The organism is Yoonia vestfoldensis DSM 16212 (assembly GCF_000382265.1).
Taxonomy (GTDB): Bacteria; Pseudomonadota; Alphaproteobacteria; order Rhodobacterales; family Rhodobacteraceae; genus Yoonia; species Yoonia vestfoldensis.
Map to the genome: position 1 here is coordinate 1 of NZ_KB908002.1, position 18,494 is coordinate 18,494.

Sequence of the window (18,494 nt, forward strand, 5' to 3'; positions counted from 1 at the left end):
CGCTATTTGGACAACATCTTCATCGAACGTCTGTGGCGCACTTTGAAATACGAGTGCGTCTATCTGCACGCCTGGGACACCGGATCGCAGGCACGCGCCGGTGTCCGCAATTGGATGGAGTTCTACAATCACCGCCGCCCGCACAAAGCCCTTGGCGGCCGACCACCAGCAGTGGTCTACTCACTGCAAATCGAAGCAACGCAACCCGATCAGCAGGAGCAAATCAGAGCTTAAAAAGCGTCAGATCCTGTCCAGGGAATGGGGAGCACCTCATCCTTTCGACGCTCTGCGTCTTATGGAGCTTCGTCGATGCAAGGACGGTCGAAGGCGCTGAGGCTTGGCTGAAACCCTTGAAGTTTGCGCTCAGCTTTGTCGTGCTGTTTGCAACGATCGCCCTTGTCGAGCAACGCCTGTCCGGCCCGGTGCGGCAAGGAAAGGTCATGCTGATCGTCACGTGGGTCATGGCGGCGGCGTTTCTCGCCGAAATGGCCTATATCATGTATCAGGCTGGTCGCGCGGAGGGATCGCATTTCAACTTTGCCACGCCCTTCACAGAAATGATGTACACAACCGTCATGGCAGCGGGGGCGGTGGCGCTTGTGGTCTGTATCGCGGTCATCGGCTGGATCGTCAAACGTGACAGCGATGCCGACCTGCGCCCTGCCCTCCGCGAAGCCATCTGGCTTGGTTTCCTGCTCTGTTTTGTACTGACGATGATCGTGGCGGGTTACATGAGTTTCATTGCGGAACGCCATGTCGGTATCCATCCCGCGGGGGCGCCGACCATCCTGTTCACAGGTTGGTCAGGTGTGGTGGGGGATCTCCGACCTGCGCATTTCGCATCGCTCCACATCATGCAGGTCCTGCCCGTGCTGGCGCTTTGGCTGGACCCGCGTGGTGATGCGCAGGCCGTTCGCTCTGTCCGTATCGGCGCCATCGGATACAGCGCTGTGACGCTGGCCCTTTTTGTGCAGGCGATGATGGGGCTGCCTCTTATCCGCCTTGGTTGATGGTGTCTGCCGCGTGGGACCCCAGATGTTCGAACAGGCGGGCGACGGCTTCGGCACCGGGATCGACATGACCTTCCAGCTGTTCAGGGTTGATATAGGTCGCGCGCCCCGCCTTGGCGCGGGTCAGGGTGGCGGTGTAATCGGCACCTTTGCGTGCGGCACGCGCCGCGGCAGGCAGGCCCGATGGCAATGCCTCGAGCGCAGGCAGCAGCGCATCGACCATCGTGCGGTCGCCCAGATTGGCCCCCCCGATCTGGCGCATCCGGTCCAGCCCGATCTGCAAGGCCTCGCGCATCGGCAGGCCCGATGACGACGCATCCCCCGCCGCGGCAAAGAAGATTGCCAGCAGCACGCCCGACGATCCACCCATCGTCTGGCTCAGTTCCAGCCCGATCGCGCGGTAAAGCTGCGTGTGGTCGGCAAGGGGCAGGCGGTCCATCGCGCCGATGAGCGCACGCGCAGCGGTGGCAAGGGTCGATCCGGTGTCGCCGTCGCCGGATTTCGCGTCCAGCGCGTTCAGGTCGGCCTCTGCCGCGATCAGGATGTCGCAGCATCGCGTCAGGAAGGCCTGTGTCGCGCCATGAGAAGACGCAGGCGCGCGGATCGGCGTAAGCCCGTCCGGCAGCGGCAGGACCCGTGTCGCGCCGACAGGTTTGCACCCCGGCCAGCCCGGCACCGCGACAGGCTGCGACAGAAGTTCCGCATCACCGTTGTCAAGTTCCATGACCGAGACGGAAAACCCGTGCATGTCCAGCGCGGTCATCATCGCATCCGGCCCGATCACGAAACGCAGCCGAGATCCGATATCCGACGACAGAAGGTCATTGGCAAGGATCGCCATCTCGAGGACCGATGACCCGCCAAGGTTGTTGAGCAGCGCCACATGCGGTGTGGCAGGCATCGTCGCAGCAAGCTTTTCGACGACTTTCGCCATCGCATCGCGCGCGCCGCTGGCCGCGACTTGTTCCACCCCTGCCTCGCCATGGATGCCAAGGCCAAGCTCGGCCATGCCATGCGGGATGCGATCCTCTTTCAAGGACCCCGGCACGGTGCAGGTGTCGAGCGACATGCCAATGCTGCGGCTGCGCTTGATGACGCGTTCGGCAGCCAGCGTGCAGGCTTCCAGATTTGCCCCAGCCTCGGCCATGGCACCCGCGATCTTGTGGACAAACAGAGTGCCCGCCAGCCCGCGTGCCTGTGGCAGATCAGGCAGGGCCACGTCGTCATCGACGATCACCATGCTGACCTTGTGTCCGAAAGACCGCGCGCGTTCCGCCGCAAGCCCGAAATTCAGCCGGTCGCCGGTATAGTTCTTGACGATCAGCAGGCAGCCCGCAGGCCCGGTGACCGCCAGTATCCCCGCCAGCACAGCATCGACCGAAGGCGAGGCGAACACATCGCCGCAGACCGCTGCCGTCAGCATCCCGCGTCCGACGAAACCGGCATGGGCAGGCTCGTGACCCGACCCGCCGCCCGTGACAAGCGCGACCTTGGATTTGTCCCAGTCCGCCCGCACCACGACGCGGATATGCGGATAGCCGTCAAGCCGCGTCAGCAGCCCGCCCGAGGCGGCGATGGTGCCGTCGATGGCGTCCGTAACCATGGTTGCCTTGGCGTTGATGAATTGTTTCATGGTGCTTTCTCCTCAAGCAACGCGCGCGCCATCGGCGGCGAAGTAGAATGGTTCCCTAGGACTGATCCTGACGATATCGCCCGCCTTGAGCGCGGTATGGGCATCGGTCACGGTGATCAGATCATGCGCTTTGAACGTCAGATGCAGACGTGTCTGATCGCCAAGCCGTTCAACCCGCTGCACAACGGATTCCTGCCCTTCCCCTTGGGCGATTTGTTCGGGCCGCAACCCGATATGCGTGGCACCGGGTGGTGCGCTGCCAAACAGGTCGGCGGGCAGGATGTTGATGCGCGGCTGGCCTAGACGGCTGGCGGCATAGATGCTGACGGGGTTCTGATAAATCTCGCGCGGGGTGCCGAACTGCACCAGCCGCCCGCGATCCAGCACGCCGACATGGGTGGCCATCGTCATCGCCTCGATCTGGTCGTGGGTGACGTAAAGCAGTGTCGCGCCGGAATTGGCCTGAATGCCCTTCAGCTCGATGCGCAGGTCCGAGCGCAGTTTCGCATCCAGCGAGCTGAGTGGCTCGTCCATCAGATAGACCGCCGGATCACGCACCAAGGCCCGCCCGATGGACACGCGCTGCATCTCGCCGCCTGACAGGGCCGTCGCCTTGTTGTCGAGCTTGTGGCTGATCTGCAAAATCTCGGCCACTTCGCCGACCTTGCGGTCGATCTCGGCCTGCGGGGTGCGCAGGATCGGGGATTTCAGCGGAAATTCCAGATTTTGCCGCACCGTCAGATGCGGATAAAGCGAATATTGCTGGAACACCATCGCCACATCGCGCTGGGCTGGCGTCAGCCCTGTGACGTCGCGCCCGCCGATGGTGATCCGGCCACGATCGGGCTTGTCCAGCCCCGACACCATGCGCAGGGTCGTCGTCTTGCCAGCACCCGTTGGCCCCAGCAGCACGACGAAAGACCCGTCGGGGATGGTCATCGTCACGTCATCCAGCGCCGTGGTCGCGCCAAAGGATTTCGAGATGCCTTGCAAGGTGACCTCAGCCATGCGCCAGCACTCCTTCGTTCGCAGCTGACCGCAGGGCCTGCCCGCTGCCCGCATCAAAGATCGTGACGGTGCGCGGATCGAAAGCCAGCCCGGTGGTCGTGCCGACCGCGACGGGATCGGCGCTTGCGACGCGTGCTTTCACTATTCCGTTCGGCGTGTCGAAAGTCACGATTTGCGTTGTTCCGAGGTATTCGGTCGCCACCACCCGCCCGCGATAAGGCGCGCTGTCATCAAGCCGGATATGTTCGGGGCGCACGCCAAAGGTCAGCGCGCCGGATGCGCCGATGCGGCTTTGCGGGACCTGCATCGCGATCCCGTCCAGCGCCACATGATCCGCGCCTGCGCCGATGCTGCCGTGGAAATCGAGAAAATTCATCGGCGGTGATCCGATGAACTGCGCCACGAATTTCGTCGCGGGCCAGTCGTAGATATCCTGCGGCACACCGAATTGCTCGACGACGCCGTGGTTCATGACGACGATCTTGTCGCCCATTTGCATGGCCTCCAGCTGGTCATGGGTGACGTAGACGGTCGTCGCCCCCATCCGGTCGTGCAGGGCGCGCAATTCCTCGGACATATGTTCGCGGAATTCGGCATCCAGCGCGCCAAGCGGTTCATCCATCAAAAACGCCTTGGGTTCGCGCACGATGGCGCGGGCCAGTGCCACGCGCTGCCGGTCGCCGCCGGACAGACCGCTAACGGGATGATCGAGGATATCGCTGATGCCAAGGATATCGGCGATCTCATGCACTTTCGCCGTGACCTGCGCGCGCGGCATGCCTTGGCTGACCAGCGGATAGCTGATGTTCTTGCGCACGTTCATATGCGGGTAAAGCGCGAACATCTGGAAAACAAACGCGATGTCGCGCTGGCTGGCGGGTTTTTGGCCGACCTCCTGCCCGTCGATGTAAATCTCGCCCGATGTCGGCAGTTCCAGTCCCGCCATCATGCGCAGGGTCGTGGTCTTGCCGCAGCCGGACGGGCCCAGCAGCATGAAGAATTCGCCATCCTCCACGGTGAAGGTCGAGGATTTGACGGCATTGAACGCCCCGAAATCCTTGCGCAGATTTTCGATCCTGATCTGGGCCATGATTACTCCGGGAAATGGCTGACGATGATGAACATCACCGTGCCGACAAGGGTGACGACAAAGGAATAGGTATAAAGCACCAGCACGAAAGGCTGCATCAGCATGACAACCCCCAGCCCGATCAGCACCGTCGCCAGCATTTCCCAAGGACCGCGCCTCAGCCGCAGCAGACCGTTGACGAACCCCATCATTTGCGCACCGCCCCGAATGTGATCCCGCGCAGCAGGTGTTTGCGCAACAGGATCGTGAAAACCATGACAGGGATCAGGAAGATCGTGGCCCCTGCGGCGACGGCGGGCCAGTCCTTGCCGCTGGTGCCGATGATCGTGGGAATAAAGGGCGGCGCGGTCTGCGCATTGCCTGATGTCAGCAGCACGGCAAAGGCATATTCGTTCCACGCGAAGATCAGACAGAAGATCGCGGTCGAGGCGATGCCCGTCGCCGCCTGCGGCAGCACGACCTTGTAAAACGCCTGAAACCGCGTGTAGCCGTCGATCAGCGCCGCCTCTTCGTATTCGACGGGGATTTCGTCGATGAACCCTTTGAGCAGCCAAACCGACAGCGACAGGTTCACGGCCGTATAAAGCAGGATCATCCCCAGATGTGTATCGCTAAGACCAAGGTTGCGGAACATCAGGAAAATCGGGATCGCCACGGCGATGGGCGGCATCATCCGCGTGGACAGGATGAAGAACAGCAGATCATCCTTGAGCGGCACACGGAACCGGCTGAACGCATAGGCGGCGGCGGTGCCAAGGATCATGCACAAGGCCGTTGACCCGAAACCGATGATGACCGAGTTCAGGAACCGTTCGCCATAGCGCGACGGGCCGGTGATGACCGTACCGCGTTCCTGCGCGATTGCATCGTACCATGTTTCGGGCGGGCCCGCCTCTTCCAACATCTGTGGGGTGGCGCGGGTGCGGTCGGTGAACAGGTTGACGTAGCCTTCCAGCGTCGGGTCGAACACGACGACAGGCGGATAGGCGATGGAATCCGTGGGTGACTTGAACCCCGTCGCGATGATCCACAAGAGCGGGACCATCGTGATGATCGCATAACCGACGACAAGGATGCCGGCCAACCACTTGGTGCCGCGGCGCGGTTCGGTGACGGAAAAACTCATCTTTGTTTGACCTTGTTCAGGGCTTTGACATAGATCGACGCAAGGCCGAAGACGGTCACGAAAAGGATCACGGCATAGGCCGATGAATAGCCGGTGCGCCAGCGCTCGAACGCCTCGCGCTTGAGGTCGATAGAGGTCAGCGTCGTCGTGTTGCCCGGCCCGCCGCCGGTCAGTTGCACGACAAGATCGAACATCTTGAAATTCTCGATCCCGCGAAACAGCACCGCCAGCATCAGGAACGGCAGCGCCATCGGCACGGTGATCGTCCAGAACTGCCGCCATTTGCTGGCGCGGTCGCATTCGGCGGCCTCATAGATACTGTCAGGGATCGACCGCAGGCCCGCCAGACAGATCAGCATCACAAACGGCGTCCACATCCACGTGTCCACGATCACGATGGCCCAGGGTGCCAGATTCACATCGCCGATCATCGAGAAACTGGCAGGGTCCGCGCCGGTGAAAAAAGCCACCACGTAATTGAACAGCCCGATCTGCGGCTGATACAGAAAGGTCCAGAAATTGCCGACCACGGCGGGCGACAGCATCATCGGGAATACGATGATCGTGGTCCACAGGTCATTGCCCTTGAATTTCATGTTGATCAGATAGGCCAGCGTGAACCCGATGAGGACTTGCAGGATGATCGTCCAGATCAGGAAATGCGCCGTCGCCTGCATCGTGTTCCAGATATCTGGGTCCGACAGGATGCGCTGATAGTTTTGCAGGCCGACCCATGACACTTCGTTGTTGGGCCGGTTGACACGGTAGTCGGTAAAGCTGAGCCGGATCGTCCAGATCAGCGGAAAGATATTGACCGCCAGCAGCAGAAAGATCGTGGGAGAAACGAATATCCAGGCGATCGTGCGGTCGGACAGGCCGCGGATGCGGCGGGCGACCCCCTGGGGCGTCTTGGTGGCGGCCCGGTCGATCGGGGAATAGGTCATCTTGTTCGTCCTTCGGGCGCGGTCGGCAGAGCGTGTCGGATATCAACCCCAGCCGGTATGAACCCGGCTGGGGCGATGAAACCTGCACCGCTGGGGGCTTGCGATGTCGGGCTGGCAGGATTCTAGATCTTGCCTTCATCCTCGAAGATTTCGGTCCAGTCGGCGACCAGCCCGTCAAGCGCCTCTTGTGCGGTGCCTTGGCCGGCAACCACGTAGTTGTGCACGCGGTTCTGCATCGCCAGCAAAAGGTCCGCATAGGCGGGTTCGGCCCAGAAATCTTTGACGATCGCCATGCTGTCCAGGAATGTCTGCGCATACGGCTGGCTGGTGGCGAAACCGGGGTCTTCGACCACGGCGCGCAGCGCGGAATATCCGCCCAGTTCCCACCATTGGGCCTGCACTTGGGGTTGTGCGAACCATTGGATGTATTCCAGCGCCGCATCCTGTTTATCCGAATAGGCGACGACCGAAATCCCCTGACCACCCAGCTGTGCGAATTGTCCGGCAGGGCCAGCGGGGTTCGGGAAATAGCCGGACCGGCCACCGCCCACGTTTTCATCCGCCTCGACACCCGGCCAGATGAAAGCAAAGTTCATCTGCATTGCGACCTGTCCGGACCGGAAAGCGTCGATATTTTCGCCCATATACCAATTCGAAGAGCCGGGAGCCGTCGCTGTGTCGTAAAGTTCCTTGTAGAATTCGAGGCCGGCAACCGCGCCTGCGGAATTCACGAAGCCTTCGAGGTCGTATGGCTGGTCGGGGTTCTCATAAAGAAAACCGTAGTTATAGAGCGCGTTGGTGACACCCATCGTGATCCCTTCGGACCCGCGCTCGGTATAGATTGCAGCGCCATAGACGGTGGTGCCGTCAATGTCGCGGCCCTGAAAGAATTGCGCGATATCCTTGAGCTCTTCCAGCGTGGCAGGCACGTCAAGCGCGCGGCCGTAGGTTTCCATGAATTCGGCCTGCAATTCGGGCCGTTCGAACCAATCCTTGCGGTAGGTCCAGCCGACGACATCACCAAAGGCTGGCAGGGCCCAGTAATTCGGCGTGTTCTTGGGCCATTCGGAATAGCCTGTCACCGTCGCGGGAATGAAATCATCCATGCTAATGCCGTTGGCGTCGAAAAAGTCGTTCAGCTTGACATAATGCCCGTTCTCGGCGCCGCCGCCGATCCACTGGCTGTCACCGATCATCAGATCGCACAACTGCCCGCCGGAATTCAGTTCGTTCAGCATGCGATCGGCAAAGCTGGTCCACGGCACGAATTCGAACCGCATCGTGTGGCCCGATTGTTCCTCGAAATCCTTGCTCAGTTCGACCAGGGCATTGGCCGGGTCCCACGCCGCCCAGCACAGCGTCAATTCTTCTGCATTTGCTGCGGATGCCAGGCTGGCCGCTGCCAGGGCGCTTGCCGCTGTTGTCGTCATAAAGCCGCGTTTCATTCCGTGTCCTCCTCCTCGGGAAATGTGACCGGGTCAGCCTCCTCGCTGCACCTGCCCCTCCGTCAGTGTTAATGAGGCACGTGCATCATAACAAGCGTTTTCTGAGACACGTGCGTCAAGACCTGCTATGCCGGTGTGTGAGATCGGCCTGTTTGTCTGGGTTACAGGCACGCAAATCACTGATAAGTTGGCAGAAATGAATCGTATGACGGACCAAAAGACGATGTTGCGGCCGACGACCAAGGACCTTGCGAAATCCGCGGGGGTCAGTCGCGCGACCGTTGACCGTGTTCTGAACGGGCGGATCGGTGTGCGCCAGGAAACTGTGGACCGCGTCAACAAGGCCATCGCAGAGCTGGGATTCGTCCGTAATCTGCAGGCCGCGAATCTGGCGCGGTCGCAAAGCTATCGGTTCGTGTTTGCCTTGCCCCGGTCAGGTGACCAGTTCCTTGACCAGATCGTGCGCCGCATCCAAGAGGCGGAGACATTGTTTTCCGCAGATCACGTGTGGTGTGACGTGCATCATATCGACGAAAACGATCCGCACAGCATTTCTGCCTATCTGTCCTCGCTGTCGAAATCCGATGTCGCAGGCGTTGCCATCATGTCTCCGGAATCGCCGCAGGTGCGCGATGCGATCATGCGCTTGCAGGAACGTGGCGTCGCCGCTCTGCCGCTGATTTCGAACCAGACGATGATGGACGCAGATTGGGTCGGTATCGACAACCGGGCCGCCGGCGCCACGGCCGGGCTCTTGCTGGGGCAATTTGCAGGTGGACGGCGCGGCACTGTCATGGTGATCGCGGAAAGCATGCAATCGCGTGACAGTCTGGAACGTCGACTTGGCTTTGATCAGGAGATTTGCGAGAACTTCCCCGGATTGCATGCGCTGCCGTCGTTGGAAACCTATGGAAACCCGGACCGCGCCCGCGCCATCATCGGCGCCAGCCTGAACGCCCATGCCGATATCGTGGGCATTTACGTGATGGCATCCGAAGCGCGAAAACCCCTGTCGATCGTCGCTGAAATGGACGTTCCGCGCGATATCATCAGGATCGCGCACGAACGCACGCCCTTTACCGAACAGGCATTGCGTGACCGGACCCTTGACGGTGTCATCGCACAGGACGCGGGCCATCTGGTGCGCAGTGCGATCCGCCGACTGAAAGGTATCGTGGATCGCCGCAAGACGCTGGGGTCGCAAGAACAGATCAGGATCGAGATCCTGCTGCGGACGAATATCTAGACAGTGACGCCAAGGACCGTCAAAGCATGGCGCAGATCGGCCTGCGCAATGTCCGGCATCGGCAGGATCGGGCGCGGCGGCTGGGCGGTCGTCAGACCCAGCAGATGCGCGATGGCATAGACGACGCGCACCCCGCCATGCGCGCGAAACAAGGCCCAGAGCGGTGCGAATGCGGCGTTCCGTTCCGCCGTCAGCGCGGCGTCTTGCGCAATTGCGGCCTGCGTCAGCCGCAAGGCCGGTTCCGGCAGGATGCCACCAACGACGCTGTACCACGTCTGCGCGCCGGCCAGCAGCGCATCCGCACAGCCCCAGTCGCCGCTGTAGCCGATGGCAAAATCGGCGGGCAGGTGGGCTTTCACCGCCGCGAAATCATCAGCGACCGTCCCTTGCGCGGGAAACGGCATCTTGACGGCGGTGATCGTCGGGATGGCGGCCAGCCGCACCAGCAGGTCAGTCGAGAAATTGAAATGTGTCGTGCTCGGGTTGTTGTAGATGCTCAGCGGCAGGTCCGTCGCCCCCGCGACCGCCAGATAATGCTGATAGGCTTCCTCCTGTGTCAGCGGCGTATAGGAGACGGGCGCCATCAGCAGACCATCCGCACCCGCCTTGGCCGCATCCTGCGCCAGCGCCACGGCGGCATCGGTGCGCAGGGCACCCACGCTGACGATCAGGGGCACATCGCCCGCCAGCGTTTCAGCGGCGATAGTGACTGCGTCCCGCCGCGCGCTGCGGTCCAGGTAGGCATAGGTGCCGGTGCTGCCCAAAAGACCCACGGAATCAACCTGCGCCGCCTTCAGCCGCAGCAACAAGCGCGCAAGGTCATCCGCAATGATCTGCCCGTCGGGCGTCGCGGGAGTGATCGGAAAGGCGGACAAGCCAGCGAACAGGGTCATGGTGTGATCCTTACAGTTTTCCGGTCTGGAACAGCCAGACCTTCAGCCCGCCATGCGGGACGGGCGCGCCTTTGGGTTTGAACGGCAGTGCGGTGGCATTTGCAAGGGCTGCATCACTGGTCACGATGCCCACGCGCCAACCTTGGAACTGCGCCTTCAGCACCTGCCCAAGTGCCGCATAAAGCCCGAACAGCAGTTTCGGATTACCGATCCGGTCGCCATAAGGCGGGTTGCAGATCACCAGACCTGGCGGGCCGTCGGGGCGCGTCAGCGCATCGACGGGCAGCGTGTCGAATGTGGTCAGGCCCGCCACACCCGCGCGGTCGGCGTTTTCGCGGCTCATACGGATCGCACCCGCATCGCGGTCGCTGCCGTAAAAACGCAGGTCGGTCGGTGTCGGGCTGTGCTGGCGCATCGCGTCCCATGCGGCGGAATCGAAACTTGCCAGTTTTTCGAATGCAAAGCTGCGGCTGCGGCCCGGATAGAGCCCCGCTGCGATTTCAGCCGCTTCAATCACGAAGGTGCCTGACCCGCACATCGGGTCCAGCACGGGTTCGGTGCCGTCATAGCCGCATTCCCGCAGGAATAGCGAGGCCAGCGTCTCGCGCATGGGGGCCTTGCCGACCCCTTGTTTATGGCCGCGCTTGTGCAGGCTTTCGCCCGAAGTATCGACGCTGATCGTCACGCGGTTGTCGTCGATCCGCAGTTTCAGGACCAGTTCCGCCTCGGCGCTGATGTGATAGCCGTTCTCTTTCAATGCAGTTTCAACGCGCTGCGAGGCGGCCCCCGCGTGGTATATCTTGGACTTGCGGTTGGTCGTGACCTCGACCCTGACCGGCACATCGGGGCGCAGCACCTCGGCCCAGGGGAATTTATGCGCGCGCTTGTCCAGCTGTGCCAGATGGAACGCCATGAAGCTGCCGATCCGCACCAGCACGCGCGTCGCCCCGCGCAGCACCAGATTGGCGCGCCAGACATCGGGCCAGCCGCCTGTCATGGTCACACCGCCTTGGGTCAGCTCACCGGCAAAGCCCGCCGCCTGCGCCTCGGCCAGAAGGGCGGCCTCGAATCCGGGGGTTGCGGTCAGAAAGATCTCGAATGTTTGTGTCATGCCGCCTGCATAGGGGTTTGCCTTGGGCTTGCAAATGGGCAAGCGGCAGCGTCTAGAAGGTCGACTGGATGCCGATGCCGATTTCGACGACGGAAGTGGTGTATTCATTGGCGGTGGACAGCGTGCGTGTCGCCTTGGTCGTCAGTGTGGGCGCAAAGCCGAAAGTGGTGAAACGGTCCAGCACTGCCGTCCCCGTCACACTGGCGAAACGGTCGCGCCGCCCGTCCAGCGTTGTGGGGAAGGTGTCATAGTGGCGATACCCGATCTCTACCCCTGTCGACAGGCGCGTCCCCAGTATGGGTCGCTCAAAAGCATATCCGACCCACGCGCGGTATTCGTCATAGATATTTTCGAACCCGCCATCCCTGTGCCGCGCGGCCAGCGTCAGTTGCATCTGGTCGCGATTGGCAAGGCGCAGGTTATAGGCGGCGGACACATCATGGGTCACCGCATCGACGACCGTGGCACTGACCGCATCCTGCCGTTGCGTCGATCCGGTCAGCGTGAACCGACCGTCAGGGCCATAGGGGATGCCCTGTTGCAGCGTCAGGGCGCGGTAATTCACCAGATGCACCCCGCCTTCCCAATAGCCGCCGAAATCGAGCGTCGCGCTGACCGGCCCCAAGGGGCTGAGGTCGCCGCGCGTGTGCGTCAGGCCCGCCTCGGCGCGAAAGGACCGGAAATCATGGCCGGTCAGCCCTTGCACCCGTGCAATGGGCGATGCGTCGAGCAAGGCGCGCGCATCGCGCGACAGGCTGTAGGTCGCCCCCGACAAAAGCAGCCCCGCCGTCGTGGCCTGCCGCTCGTCCCGGGACAGCCGGTATCCGAGACGGACGCTGCCCGCATAGGTAATGCCGGACAGCGCGCGCTGATCCTCGGGCAGTTGCAGCTGCAGATCGATCCCTTCGAAGCTCAGGATTCCATCCACTGACCCGTTGTTTATATTGCTCGATGGGGCGATTGAGGCGGTTGTTTGAATCGACAGCGGATTGGCTTGCGCTGCGCTTCTGTAGTCGCGGGCGACGGTATCGGCCTCGTCCGGCGTGCGCGCATGGTTGGACGCGCGCCGCAGCCAGATTTCGGCCCGCGCGAATTGCCCTTGCTGGAAATGCGCCGCAGCGGTCAGGCGGGCGGCCTGCAACCGCGTTGCGTCGTCGGGGGCCGCGCGATAGGCAAGGCGGCCCGTCGCGGCGGCACCTGCCATGTCATTCAGATTGGACTGCGCGAGGGCGCGCAGCATCAATCCGGCGAAACTGTCCGGTGCTGCGGTCAGCAAGTCCTGCGCTACGCCTGCTGCTGTTGCGGGGTCGCCCGCATCCAGCGCCTGTTCGGCGTCCTGCTGGGTCTGTCGCGGGTCGGCCTGTGCGATCGCTGACATCGCCGCAACGGAAAATGCGATGGTCCATCCGCTGATGCTGTTGTATTTGCCCACACTCTTGCCCACCGTCAGGTTGATGCCGACCATAGCGAAACCGCCCGGCAAGGTAACGCGGGTTTTCACCGTGACCCATTTGCGGGCTTCCCATCACCCGGTTCTGCGGTGTAGCAATTGTCGTCGGCCGACGAATACGGGAAAAACCTGCGATGCGCATTCACATTTCCATCCTTGCACTGGGGTTGCTGGCAGGGTGCATGGGGTCCGGCGGAACGGGGGTGGATGTGGTGCCCGCGCCAAGTGTCAGCCTCGTGGCGAACAACACGCTTGGGCCGCTTTTGAACGATGTGCGCGCGGCGAACGACGCTGACCCGCTGAACTTTAACAACCGCCTCGCACTTGCAGCACAGGTCCATGCGAACGATATGCTGCGCAATGACTTTTTTAGCCATACTGGCAGCGACGCTTCTGAAGTCGGTGACCGGGTGACCGCGCAGGGTTATACATGGAGCCGCGTCGGTGAGAATATCGCCCAAGGCCACCAGAGCGAGGCTGCTGTGATGAGGGGATGGACGAATTCACCCGGTCACCACCGCAACAATATCGATCCAAATTATCAAGACTTCGGCCTTGGCAAAGCAGGCTCTGGCGGCGACCTCCACTGGGTCCTTGTGCTCGCGACGCCCGGCTAACCCATTTCCCGCGCCGACTCGGGCTTTGGCACGGGTTTCGCGATGCCTTCCAGCGCTTTCAGCGGGCGGCGCACGGCTTCTTTCAGGCCTGGCCGTGTCGGTGCGGCGGATTGTTTGCTGACCTCGACCATCAACACACCCCCCGCCGCGATCACCGGGATCTTGTGACCGACCCGTTCGAACATGCCCGCCGATTTGCGCCAGAATCTGTTGCGGGACGGTGGCTGGAACAGGGTGGACAGCGTGCGTTCCGTGACGAACCGATGCTTGCGCAACTGCGCGTCCAACTGCGTCAGCGAATAGGGGCGGCCAAAGCCGAACGGCGTCGCATCCGTCCGCGACCAAAGACCGGCGCGGTTCGGCACCACGACCACGGCGCGCCCGCCCGGACCCAAGACGCGCCACATCTCGTCCAGCAGGGCAGACGGGTTCTCGGATGTTTCCAGCCCGTGCATGACGACCAGCTTGTCGATATGGCCCGTCTCGATGGGCCAGAGCGAATCTTCGCACAGGACGCTGACATTGCGGCCCTCGGGTGGCCATGGCATCACGCCTTGCGGACCGGGCATCAACCCGATCACGCGCCGCGCGTCTTTCAGATAGGGGCGCAGCAACGGCACGGCGAAACCGAAACCGGCCACGACCTGCCCTTTCGCTTCTGGCCAAAGCATGGTCAATTCATCGCGGATCACCTGCTGGGCCGCACGTCCCAGCGCGCTGCGATAATAGAAACTCCGCAGGTCCAGCACATCAAGGTGCATTGCGGTTCAGACCTCCTTGGACGACACTTTGCAAACCATATCAAGGAAAGGACAGTTTGCCATGACAAACACCGCATCCCCCGTCGAACTGGTCACGGTGGCCTGCCTGCGCGACAATTATGCCTTTCTGGTCCACAATCCGGCCACCGGCGAAACAGCCCTGATCGACGCGTCAGAGGCATCTTCGATCAAGGCGGTGCTTGCGCAGCGCGGCTGGACGCTGACCGATATTCTTTTGACGCATCATCACGATGACCATGTCGGCGGACTGGCCAGCCTGCGCGGCGATGCACGGGTCATCGGTGCCAAGGCTGACGCCCACCGCCTTCCACCGCTGGATCTGGCGGTTTCGGAAGGCGACATGCTGCAAATCTGCGGCCAATCCGCCCAGGTGATCGACGTGTCCGGGCATACGGTCGGACATATCGCCTTTTACATGCCCGATGCGGCGCTGGTGTTTACCGGCGACAGCCTGATGGCGTTGGGGTGCGGGCGGCTGTTCGAGGGGACACCGGCGCAGATGTGGCAAAGCCTGCTGAAATTGCGCGCCTTGCCCGCGCAGACGAGAATTTGTTCGGGTCACGAATACACGGAATCCAACGCCCGGTTCGCGGCCTCCCTTGACCCCGACAATGCAGACCTTACTTTGCGTATCAGGGCGATTGAAACGGCGCGTGCGGCAGGTCGGCCCACAGTGCCATCCGAACTTGACGAAGAACGGCGCACCAACCCGTTTCTGCGTGCTGACGATGCGGGCCTCAAGGCGCATCTGGGCATGAAGGACCAGCCCGACGCAGAGGTGTTTGCGCATATCCGCGCAAGCAAGGACAAATTTTAACCACGAACAGGCTGGGGTGTGACGAAAACCTGGCGCTGTTGCGACCTTCACATCAATTGTGAAGGCCAAAACCAAAATAGTCCTTGAAGGTTGGGAAAGAAAACCAAACTTTAAGAGTTAGAGGCCAAGGTGGGTTTAGCACGCAATGCTGGCCGACCCCGATGTGAAGGAGCACAGACGTGCCATCATTTTCAACAACACTCGAGCAGTCGATTCACGGTGCCTTGGCACTGGCCAACGAACGCAAGCATGAACTGGCCACGCTGGAACACCTGCTGCTGGCCCTGATCGATGAACCGGATGCCGCGCGCGTCATGCGCGCCTGTTCGGTCGATCTGGACGACCTGCGCAAGGATCTGGAAGATTTCATCGACGACGATTTGTCCACGCTCGTCACCGATGTCGAAGGGTCCGAAGCTGTGCCGACGGCCGCATTCCAGCGCGTGATCCAGCGCGCGGCGATCCATGTGCAATCCTCCGGCCGGTCAGAAGTGACGGGTGCCAATGTGCTGGTCGCGATCTTTGCCGAACGCGAAAGCAACGCCGCCTATTTCCTGCAGGAACAGGACATGACCCGCTACGATGCGGTCAATTTCATCGCACATGGCGTGGCGAAAGACCCCGCCTTTGGCGAAACCCGCCCTGTGACGGGTGCGGCTGAGGAAACAGAACAAACCACTGGCGCCGAACCTGAAAAGGAAAGCGCGCTGGCGAAATATTGCGTCGATCTGAACGCCAAATCGAAAAAGGGCGATGTCGATCCCCTGATCGGCCGCGCGCACGAGGTTGAACGTTGTATCCAGGTCCTCTGCCGCCGTCGCAAGAACAACCCGCTGCTGGTCGGTGATCCGGGCGTAGGCAAAACCGCCATCGCCGAAGGCTTGGCGTACAAGATCGTGAACCACGAGGTGCCAGAGGTTTTGGCCGGTGCGACGATCTATTCTCTCGACATGGGCGCGCTGCTGGCCGGCACACGGTACCGCGGTGATTTCGAGGAACGGCTGAAGGCCGTGATGACCGAAATGGAAAATCACAAGGATGCCGTGCTGTTCATCGACGAAATCCACACGGTGATCGGGGCCGGTGCGACATCAGGCGGCGCGATGGATGCGTCCAACCTGCTGAAACCGGCGTTGCAGGGCGGCAAGCTGCGCTGCATGGGGTCCACCACCTACAAGGAATTCCGCCAGCATTTCGAAAAGGACCGCGCGCTGTCGCGCCGTTTCCAGAAAATCGACGTGAACGAACCGTCCGTGCCGGATTCGATCAAGATCCTGCAAGGCCTGAAGCCTTATTTTGAAGAGCATCACAATATCAAGTACACGGCAGAGGCGATCAAGACCGCCGTCGAACTGTCCGCGCGCTATATCAATGACCGCAAGCTGCCGGACAAGGCGATTGACGTCATCGACGAGGCAGGTGCCGCCCAGCATCTTGTCGCCGAAAGCAAGCGTCGCAAGACCATCGGCACCAAGGAGATTGAGGCTGTCGTGGCAAAAATCGCCCGCATCCCGCCCAAAAACGTGTCCAAGGACGATGCAGAAGTGCTGAAGGATCTGGAAAAGACGCTGAAGCGGGTGGTCTTCGGCCAGGATCAGGCGATCGAGGCTTTGTCGTCAGCGATCAAGCTTGCGCGCGCCGGTCTACGCGAGCCTGAAAAGCCGATCGGTAACTATCTCTTCGCCGGTCCCACCGGCGTGGGTAAAACCGAAGTCGCCAAGCAATTGGCAGATACGCTGGGTGTGGAACTGCTGCGCTTTGACATGTCCGAATACATGGAAAAGCACGCGGTGTCGCGGTTGATCGGCGCGCCGCCGGGCTATGTCGGGTTTGATCAGGGCGGGATGCTGACCGACGGTGTCGACCAGAATCCGCATTGCGTGCTGTTGCTGGACGAAATGGAAAAGGCGCATCCGGATGTCTACAATATCCTGCTTCAGGTCATGGACCACGGCAAGCTGACCGACCACAACGGCCGAACCACGGATTTCCGCAACGTGATCCTGATCATGACGTCGAACGCGGGTGCTGCGGAAATGTCCAAGAACGCGCTTGGTTTCGGCCGCGAGGAACGGACAGGCGAAGACACCGCCGCCATCGAACGGACATTCACGCCTGAATTCCGCAACCGTCTGGATGCGATCATCAGCTTTGGTGCGCTGCCGAAAGAGGTGATCATGCAGGTGGTCGAAAAGTTCGTGCTGCAACTTGAAGCACAGCTGATCGACCGCAACGTGCATATTGAACTGACACAGGCAGCGACTGAATGGCTTGCCGATAAAGGGTATGATGCGAAAATGGGTGCGCGGCCGCTGGGGCGCGTGATCCAGGAACACATCAAGAAGCCTTTGGCCGAAGAATTGTTGTTCGGTAAGCTGGTCAAGGGCGGTATCGTGAAGGTCGGCGTCAAGAACGGCGAACTTGAGCTGACATTCGAAGCACCACAACAAGGCCGCATTACCGGCAGCAACAAACCACCGCTGCTGACGGCTGAATGAACGCTTTGGCAAGCCCCGCCATACACTCTATGGCGGGGCGGCACGCACCCCGATGCAAATCCGTGATTTGAATTCCGACGATCATCTTGGTCTGGTCGATGATTTTTATCGCCGTGCCCCCGATTATTGGCTGATGGCGGACGGTCGCGCGCCTTTGATGCAGAAGGCGCGGGATTTCTTTACCGACTGCCCGCCTGGCTGCGATCCGGCGCTGTCCCGTCGCATCGGGCTTTTTCTGAATGGGCGTCTATCCGGTTTGGCGGAATTGTCCTTTGGGTTCCCGTCGGCGGACGACGCCTATCTGGGATTTCTCATGCTGTGTCCGGAGGAACGCAATCGCGGGCGCGGGAAGGTCCTATATGCGTTTGTGGAGGATATCGCCCGAAAAGCCGGGCACACCCACCTTTATCTGGCCGTTCTGGACATCAACTCACCCGCCCGTCGGTTCTGGGAGCGCGAGGGGTTTCGTCATGCCGGCGTCACGGGGACGAACGCACGCGGGCAGACGTTGACCCGCCTGATCAAGGTATTGTCGTGTTGATTGTCACTGAGAACTGACCCGGCATTTTCATCGAGATCTGACCCACCCAGTCGTTATGATCTGCGTATTATGATGGCGTCAATGGTGGTGTCTCCTTTCGCTTTTTCTTGGCTGTTTCGGAGCTGGCCTTGAAGCGGTAGCTGTCATTGCCGGTTTCGAGGATGTGGCAGCGATGGGTGAGACGGTCGAGCAGTGCCGTGGTCATTTTGGCATCGCCAAAGACGCTGGCCCATTCGCTGAAGCTCAGGTTGGTGGTGATGATGACGCTGGTGCGTTCATACAG

At 61.3% G+C, this 18,494-nt stretch carries 19 protein-coding genes; 7 read left to right on the top strand and 12 right to left on the bottom strand.

Annotated elements, in window-relative coordinates; genetic code table 11:
• Both H147_RS20110 and H147_RS0118320 read left to right on the top strand, forming a co-directional pair.
• Nucleotides 1–234 (top strand): integrase core domain-containing protein (locus tag H147_RS20110; protein WP_019956846.1); only part of this gene is annotated, 234 nt, incomplete at its 5' end.
• Between the two features lie 116 nt (nt 235–350).
• Nucleotides 351–1,010 carry a hypothetical protein gene (locus H147_RS0118320; RefSeq protein WP_019956847.1) on the top strand — a complete coding sequence of 220 codons (660 nt, stop codon included), beginning with the start codon at nt 351–353 and terminating at the stop codon, nt 1,008–1,010.
• Here the strand turns inward: H147_RS0118320 and H147_RS0118325 are convergent.
• The 7 genes from H147_RS0118325 to H147_RS0118355 all read right to left on the bottom strand — a co-directional run bounded on the left by H147_RS0118325 (nt 994) and on the right by H147_RS0118355 (nt 8,256).
• Nucleotides 994–2,643 (bottom strand): dihydroxyacetone kinase subunit DhaK, encoded by a 1,650-nt coding sequence (locus H147_RS0118325; RefSeq protein WP_019956848.1) that lies wholly within the window; start codon nt 2,641–2,643, stop codon nt 994–996. The genes H147_RS0118320 and H147_RS0118325 overlap by 17 nt on opposite strands.
• Nucleotides 2,644–2,655: 12 nt before the next feature.
• A complete protein-coding gene (locus H147_RS0118330; protein ID WP_019956849.1) occupies nt 2,656–3,651 on the bottom strand; it encodes an ABC transporter ATP-binding protein in 996 nt (331 codons plus the stop codon).
• The gene (locus tag H147_RS0118335; protein ID WP_019956850.1) at nt 3,644–4,741 is read right to left on the bottom strand and encodes an ABC transporter ATP-binding protein; all 1,098 of its coding nucleotides are present in this window, start codon (nt 4,739–4,741) and stop codon (nt 3,644–3,646) included. The genes H147_RS0118330 and H147_RS0118335 overlap by 8 nt, the downstream gene beginning before the upstream one ends.
• A gap of 2 nt (nt 4,742–4,743) precedes the next feature.
• Entirely contained in the window at nt 4,744–4,929 is a 186-nt protein-coding gene (locus H147_RS0118340; RefSeq protein ID WP_019956851.1) for a hypothetical protein, read from the bottom strand.
• Nucleotides 4,929–5,867 (bottom strand): carbohydrate ABC transporter permease, encoded by a 939-nt coding sequence (locus H147_RS0118345; protein WP_019956852.1) that lies wholly within the window; start codon nt 5,865–5,867, stop codon nt 4,929–4,931. The genes H147_RS0118340 and H147_RS0118345 overlap by 1 nt, the downstream gene beginning before the upstream one ends.
• Entirely contained in the window at nt 5,864–6,811 is a 948-nt protein-coding gene (locus H147_RS0118350; protein ID WP_019956853.1) for a carbohydrate ABC transporter permease, read from the bottom strand. The genes H147_RS0118345 and H147_RS0118350 overlap by 4 nt, the downstream gene beginning before the upstream one ends.
• 122 nt (nt 6,812–6,933) lie before the next feature.
• Entirely contained in the window at nt 6,934–8,256 is a 1,323-nt protein-coding gene (locus H147_RS0118355; protein WP_019956854.1) for an ABC transporter substrate-binding protein, read from the bottom strand.
• A 205-nt stretch (nt 8,257–8,461) separates the two neighbouring features.
• Between H147_RS0118355 and H147_RS0118360 the strand changes: the two genes are divergently transcribed.
• Complete coding sequence (locus H147_RS0118360) at nt 8,462–9,502, top strand: LacI family DNA-binding transcriptional regulator (RefSeq protein WP_245541185.1); 1,041 nt, start codon at nt 8,462–8,464, stop codon at nt 9,500–9,502.
• On the opposite strand, the gene H147_RS0118365 is transcribed toward H147_RS0118360, so the two are convergent.
• From H147_RS0118365 to H147_RS0118375, 3 genes are read right to left on the bottom strand one after another with little or no spacing between them, the layout of a single operon-like run.
• A complete protein-coding gene (locus H147_RS0118365) occupies nt 9,499–10,395 on the bottom strand; it encodes a dihydrodipicolinate synthase family protein (RefSeq protein WP_019956856.1) in 897 nt (298 codons plus the stop codon). The genes H147_RS0118360 and H147_RS0118365 overlap by 4 nt on opposite strands.
• 10 nt (nt 10,396–10,405) lie before the next feature.
• Nucleotides 10,406–11,506: a THUMP domain-containing class I SAM-dependent RNA methyltransferase gene (locus tag H147_RS0118370; RefSeq protein WP_019956857.1), complete on the bottom strand. Its 1,101-nt coding sequence runs from the start codon at nt 11,504–11,506 to the stop codon at nt 10,406–10,408.
• A 52-nt stretch (nt 11,507–11,558) separates the two neighbouring features.
• A complete protein-coding gene (locus H147_RS0118375; RefSeq protein ID WP_162561712.1) occupies nt 11,559–13,007 on the bottom strand; it encodes a tetratricopeptide repeat protein in 1,449 nt (482 codons plus the stop codon).
• An 83-nt stretch (nt 13,008–13,090) separates the two neighbouring features.
• Here H147_RS0118375 and H147_RS0118380 point away from each other — a divergent pair, with 83 nt between their 5' ends.
• Complete coding sequence (locus H147_RS0118380) at nt 13,091–13,573, top strand: CAP domain-containing protein (RefSeq protein WP_019956859.1); 483 nt, start codon at nt 13,091–13,093, stop codon at nt 13,571–13,573.
• On the opposite strand, the gene H147_RS0118385 is transcribed toward H147_RS0118380, so the two are convergent.
• Nucleotides 13,570–14,334, bottom strand: coding sequence for a class I SAM-dependent methyltransferase (locus H147_RS0118385; protein ID WP_019956860.1), 765 nt, complete (start codon nt 14,332–14,334; stop codon nt 13,570–13,572). The genes H147_RS0118380 and H147_RS0118385 overlap by 4 nt on opposite strands.
• 61 nt (nt 14,335–14,395) lie before the next feature.
• On the opposite strand from H147_RS0118385, the gene gloB reads away from it, so the two are divergent.
• The 3 genes from gloB to H147_RS0118400 all read left to right on the top strand — a co-directional run bounded on the left by gloB (nt 14,396) and on the right by H147_RS0118400 (nt 18,211).
• A complete protein-coding gene (gloB, locus tag H147_RS0118390; RefSeq protein ID WP_019956861.1) occupies nt 14,396–15,172 on the top strand; it encodes a hydroxyacylglutathione hydrolase in 777 nt (258 codons plus the stop codon).
• A 179-nt stretch (nt 15,173–15,351) separates the two neighbouring features.
• Entirely contained in the window at nt 15,352–17,670 is a 2,319-nt protein-coding gene (gene clpA, locus H147_RS0118395; RefSeq protein ID WP_026352687.1) for an ATP-dependent Clp protease ATP-binding subunit ClpA, read from the top strand.
• 52 nt (nt 17,671–17,722) lie between these two features.
• Nucleotides 17,723–18,211, top strand: a complete 489-nt coding sequence (locus H147_RS0118400) for a GNAT family N-acetyltransferase (RefSeq protein ID WP_019956863.1) — start codon at nt 17,723–17,725, stop codon at nt 18,209–18,211.
• A gap of 67 nt (nt 18,212–18,278) precedes the next feature.
• Here the strand turns inward: H147_RS0118400 and H147_RS0118405 are convergent.
• A partial coding sequence (locus tag H147_RS0118405; RefSeq protein WP_019953907.1) for an ATP-binding protein occupies nt 18,279–18,494 on the bottom strand: 216 nt, incomplete at its 5' end.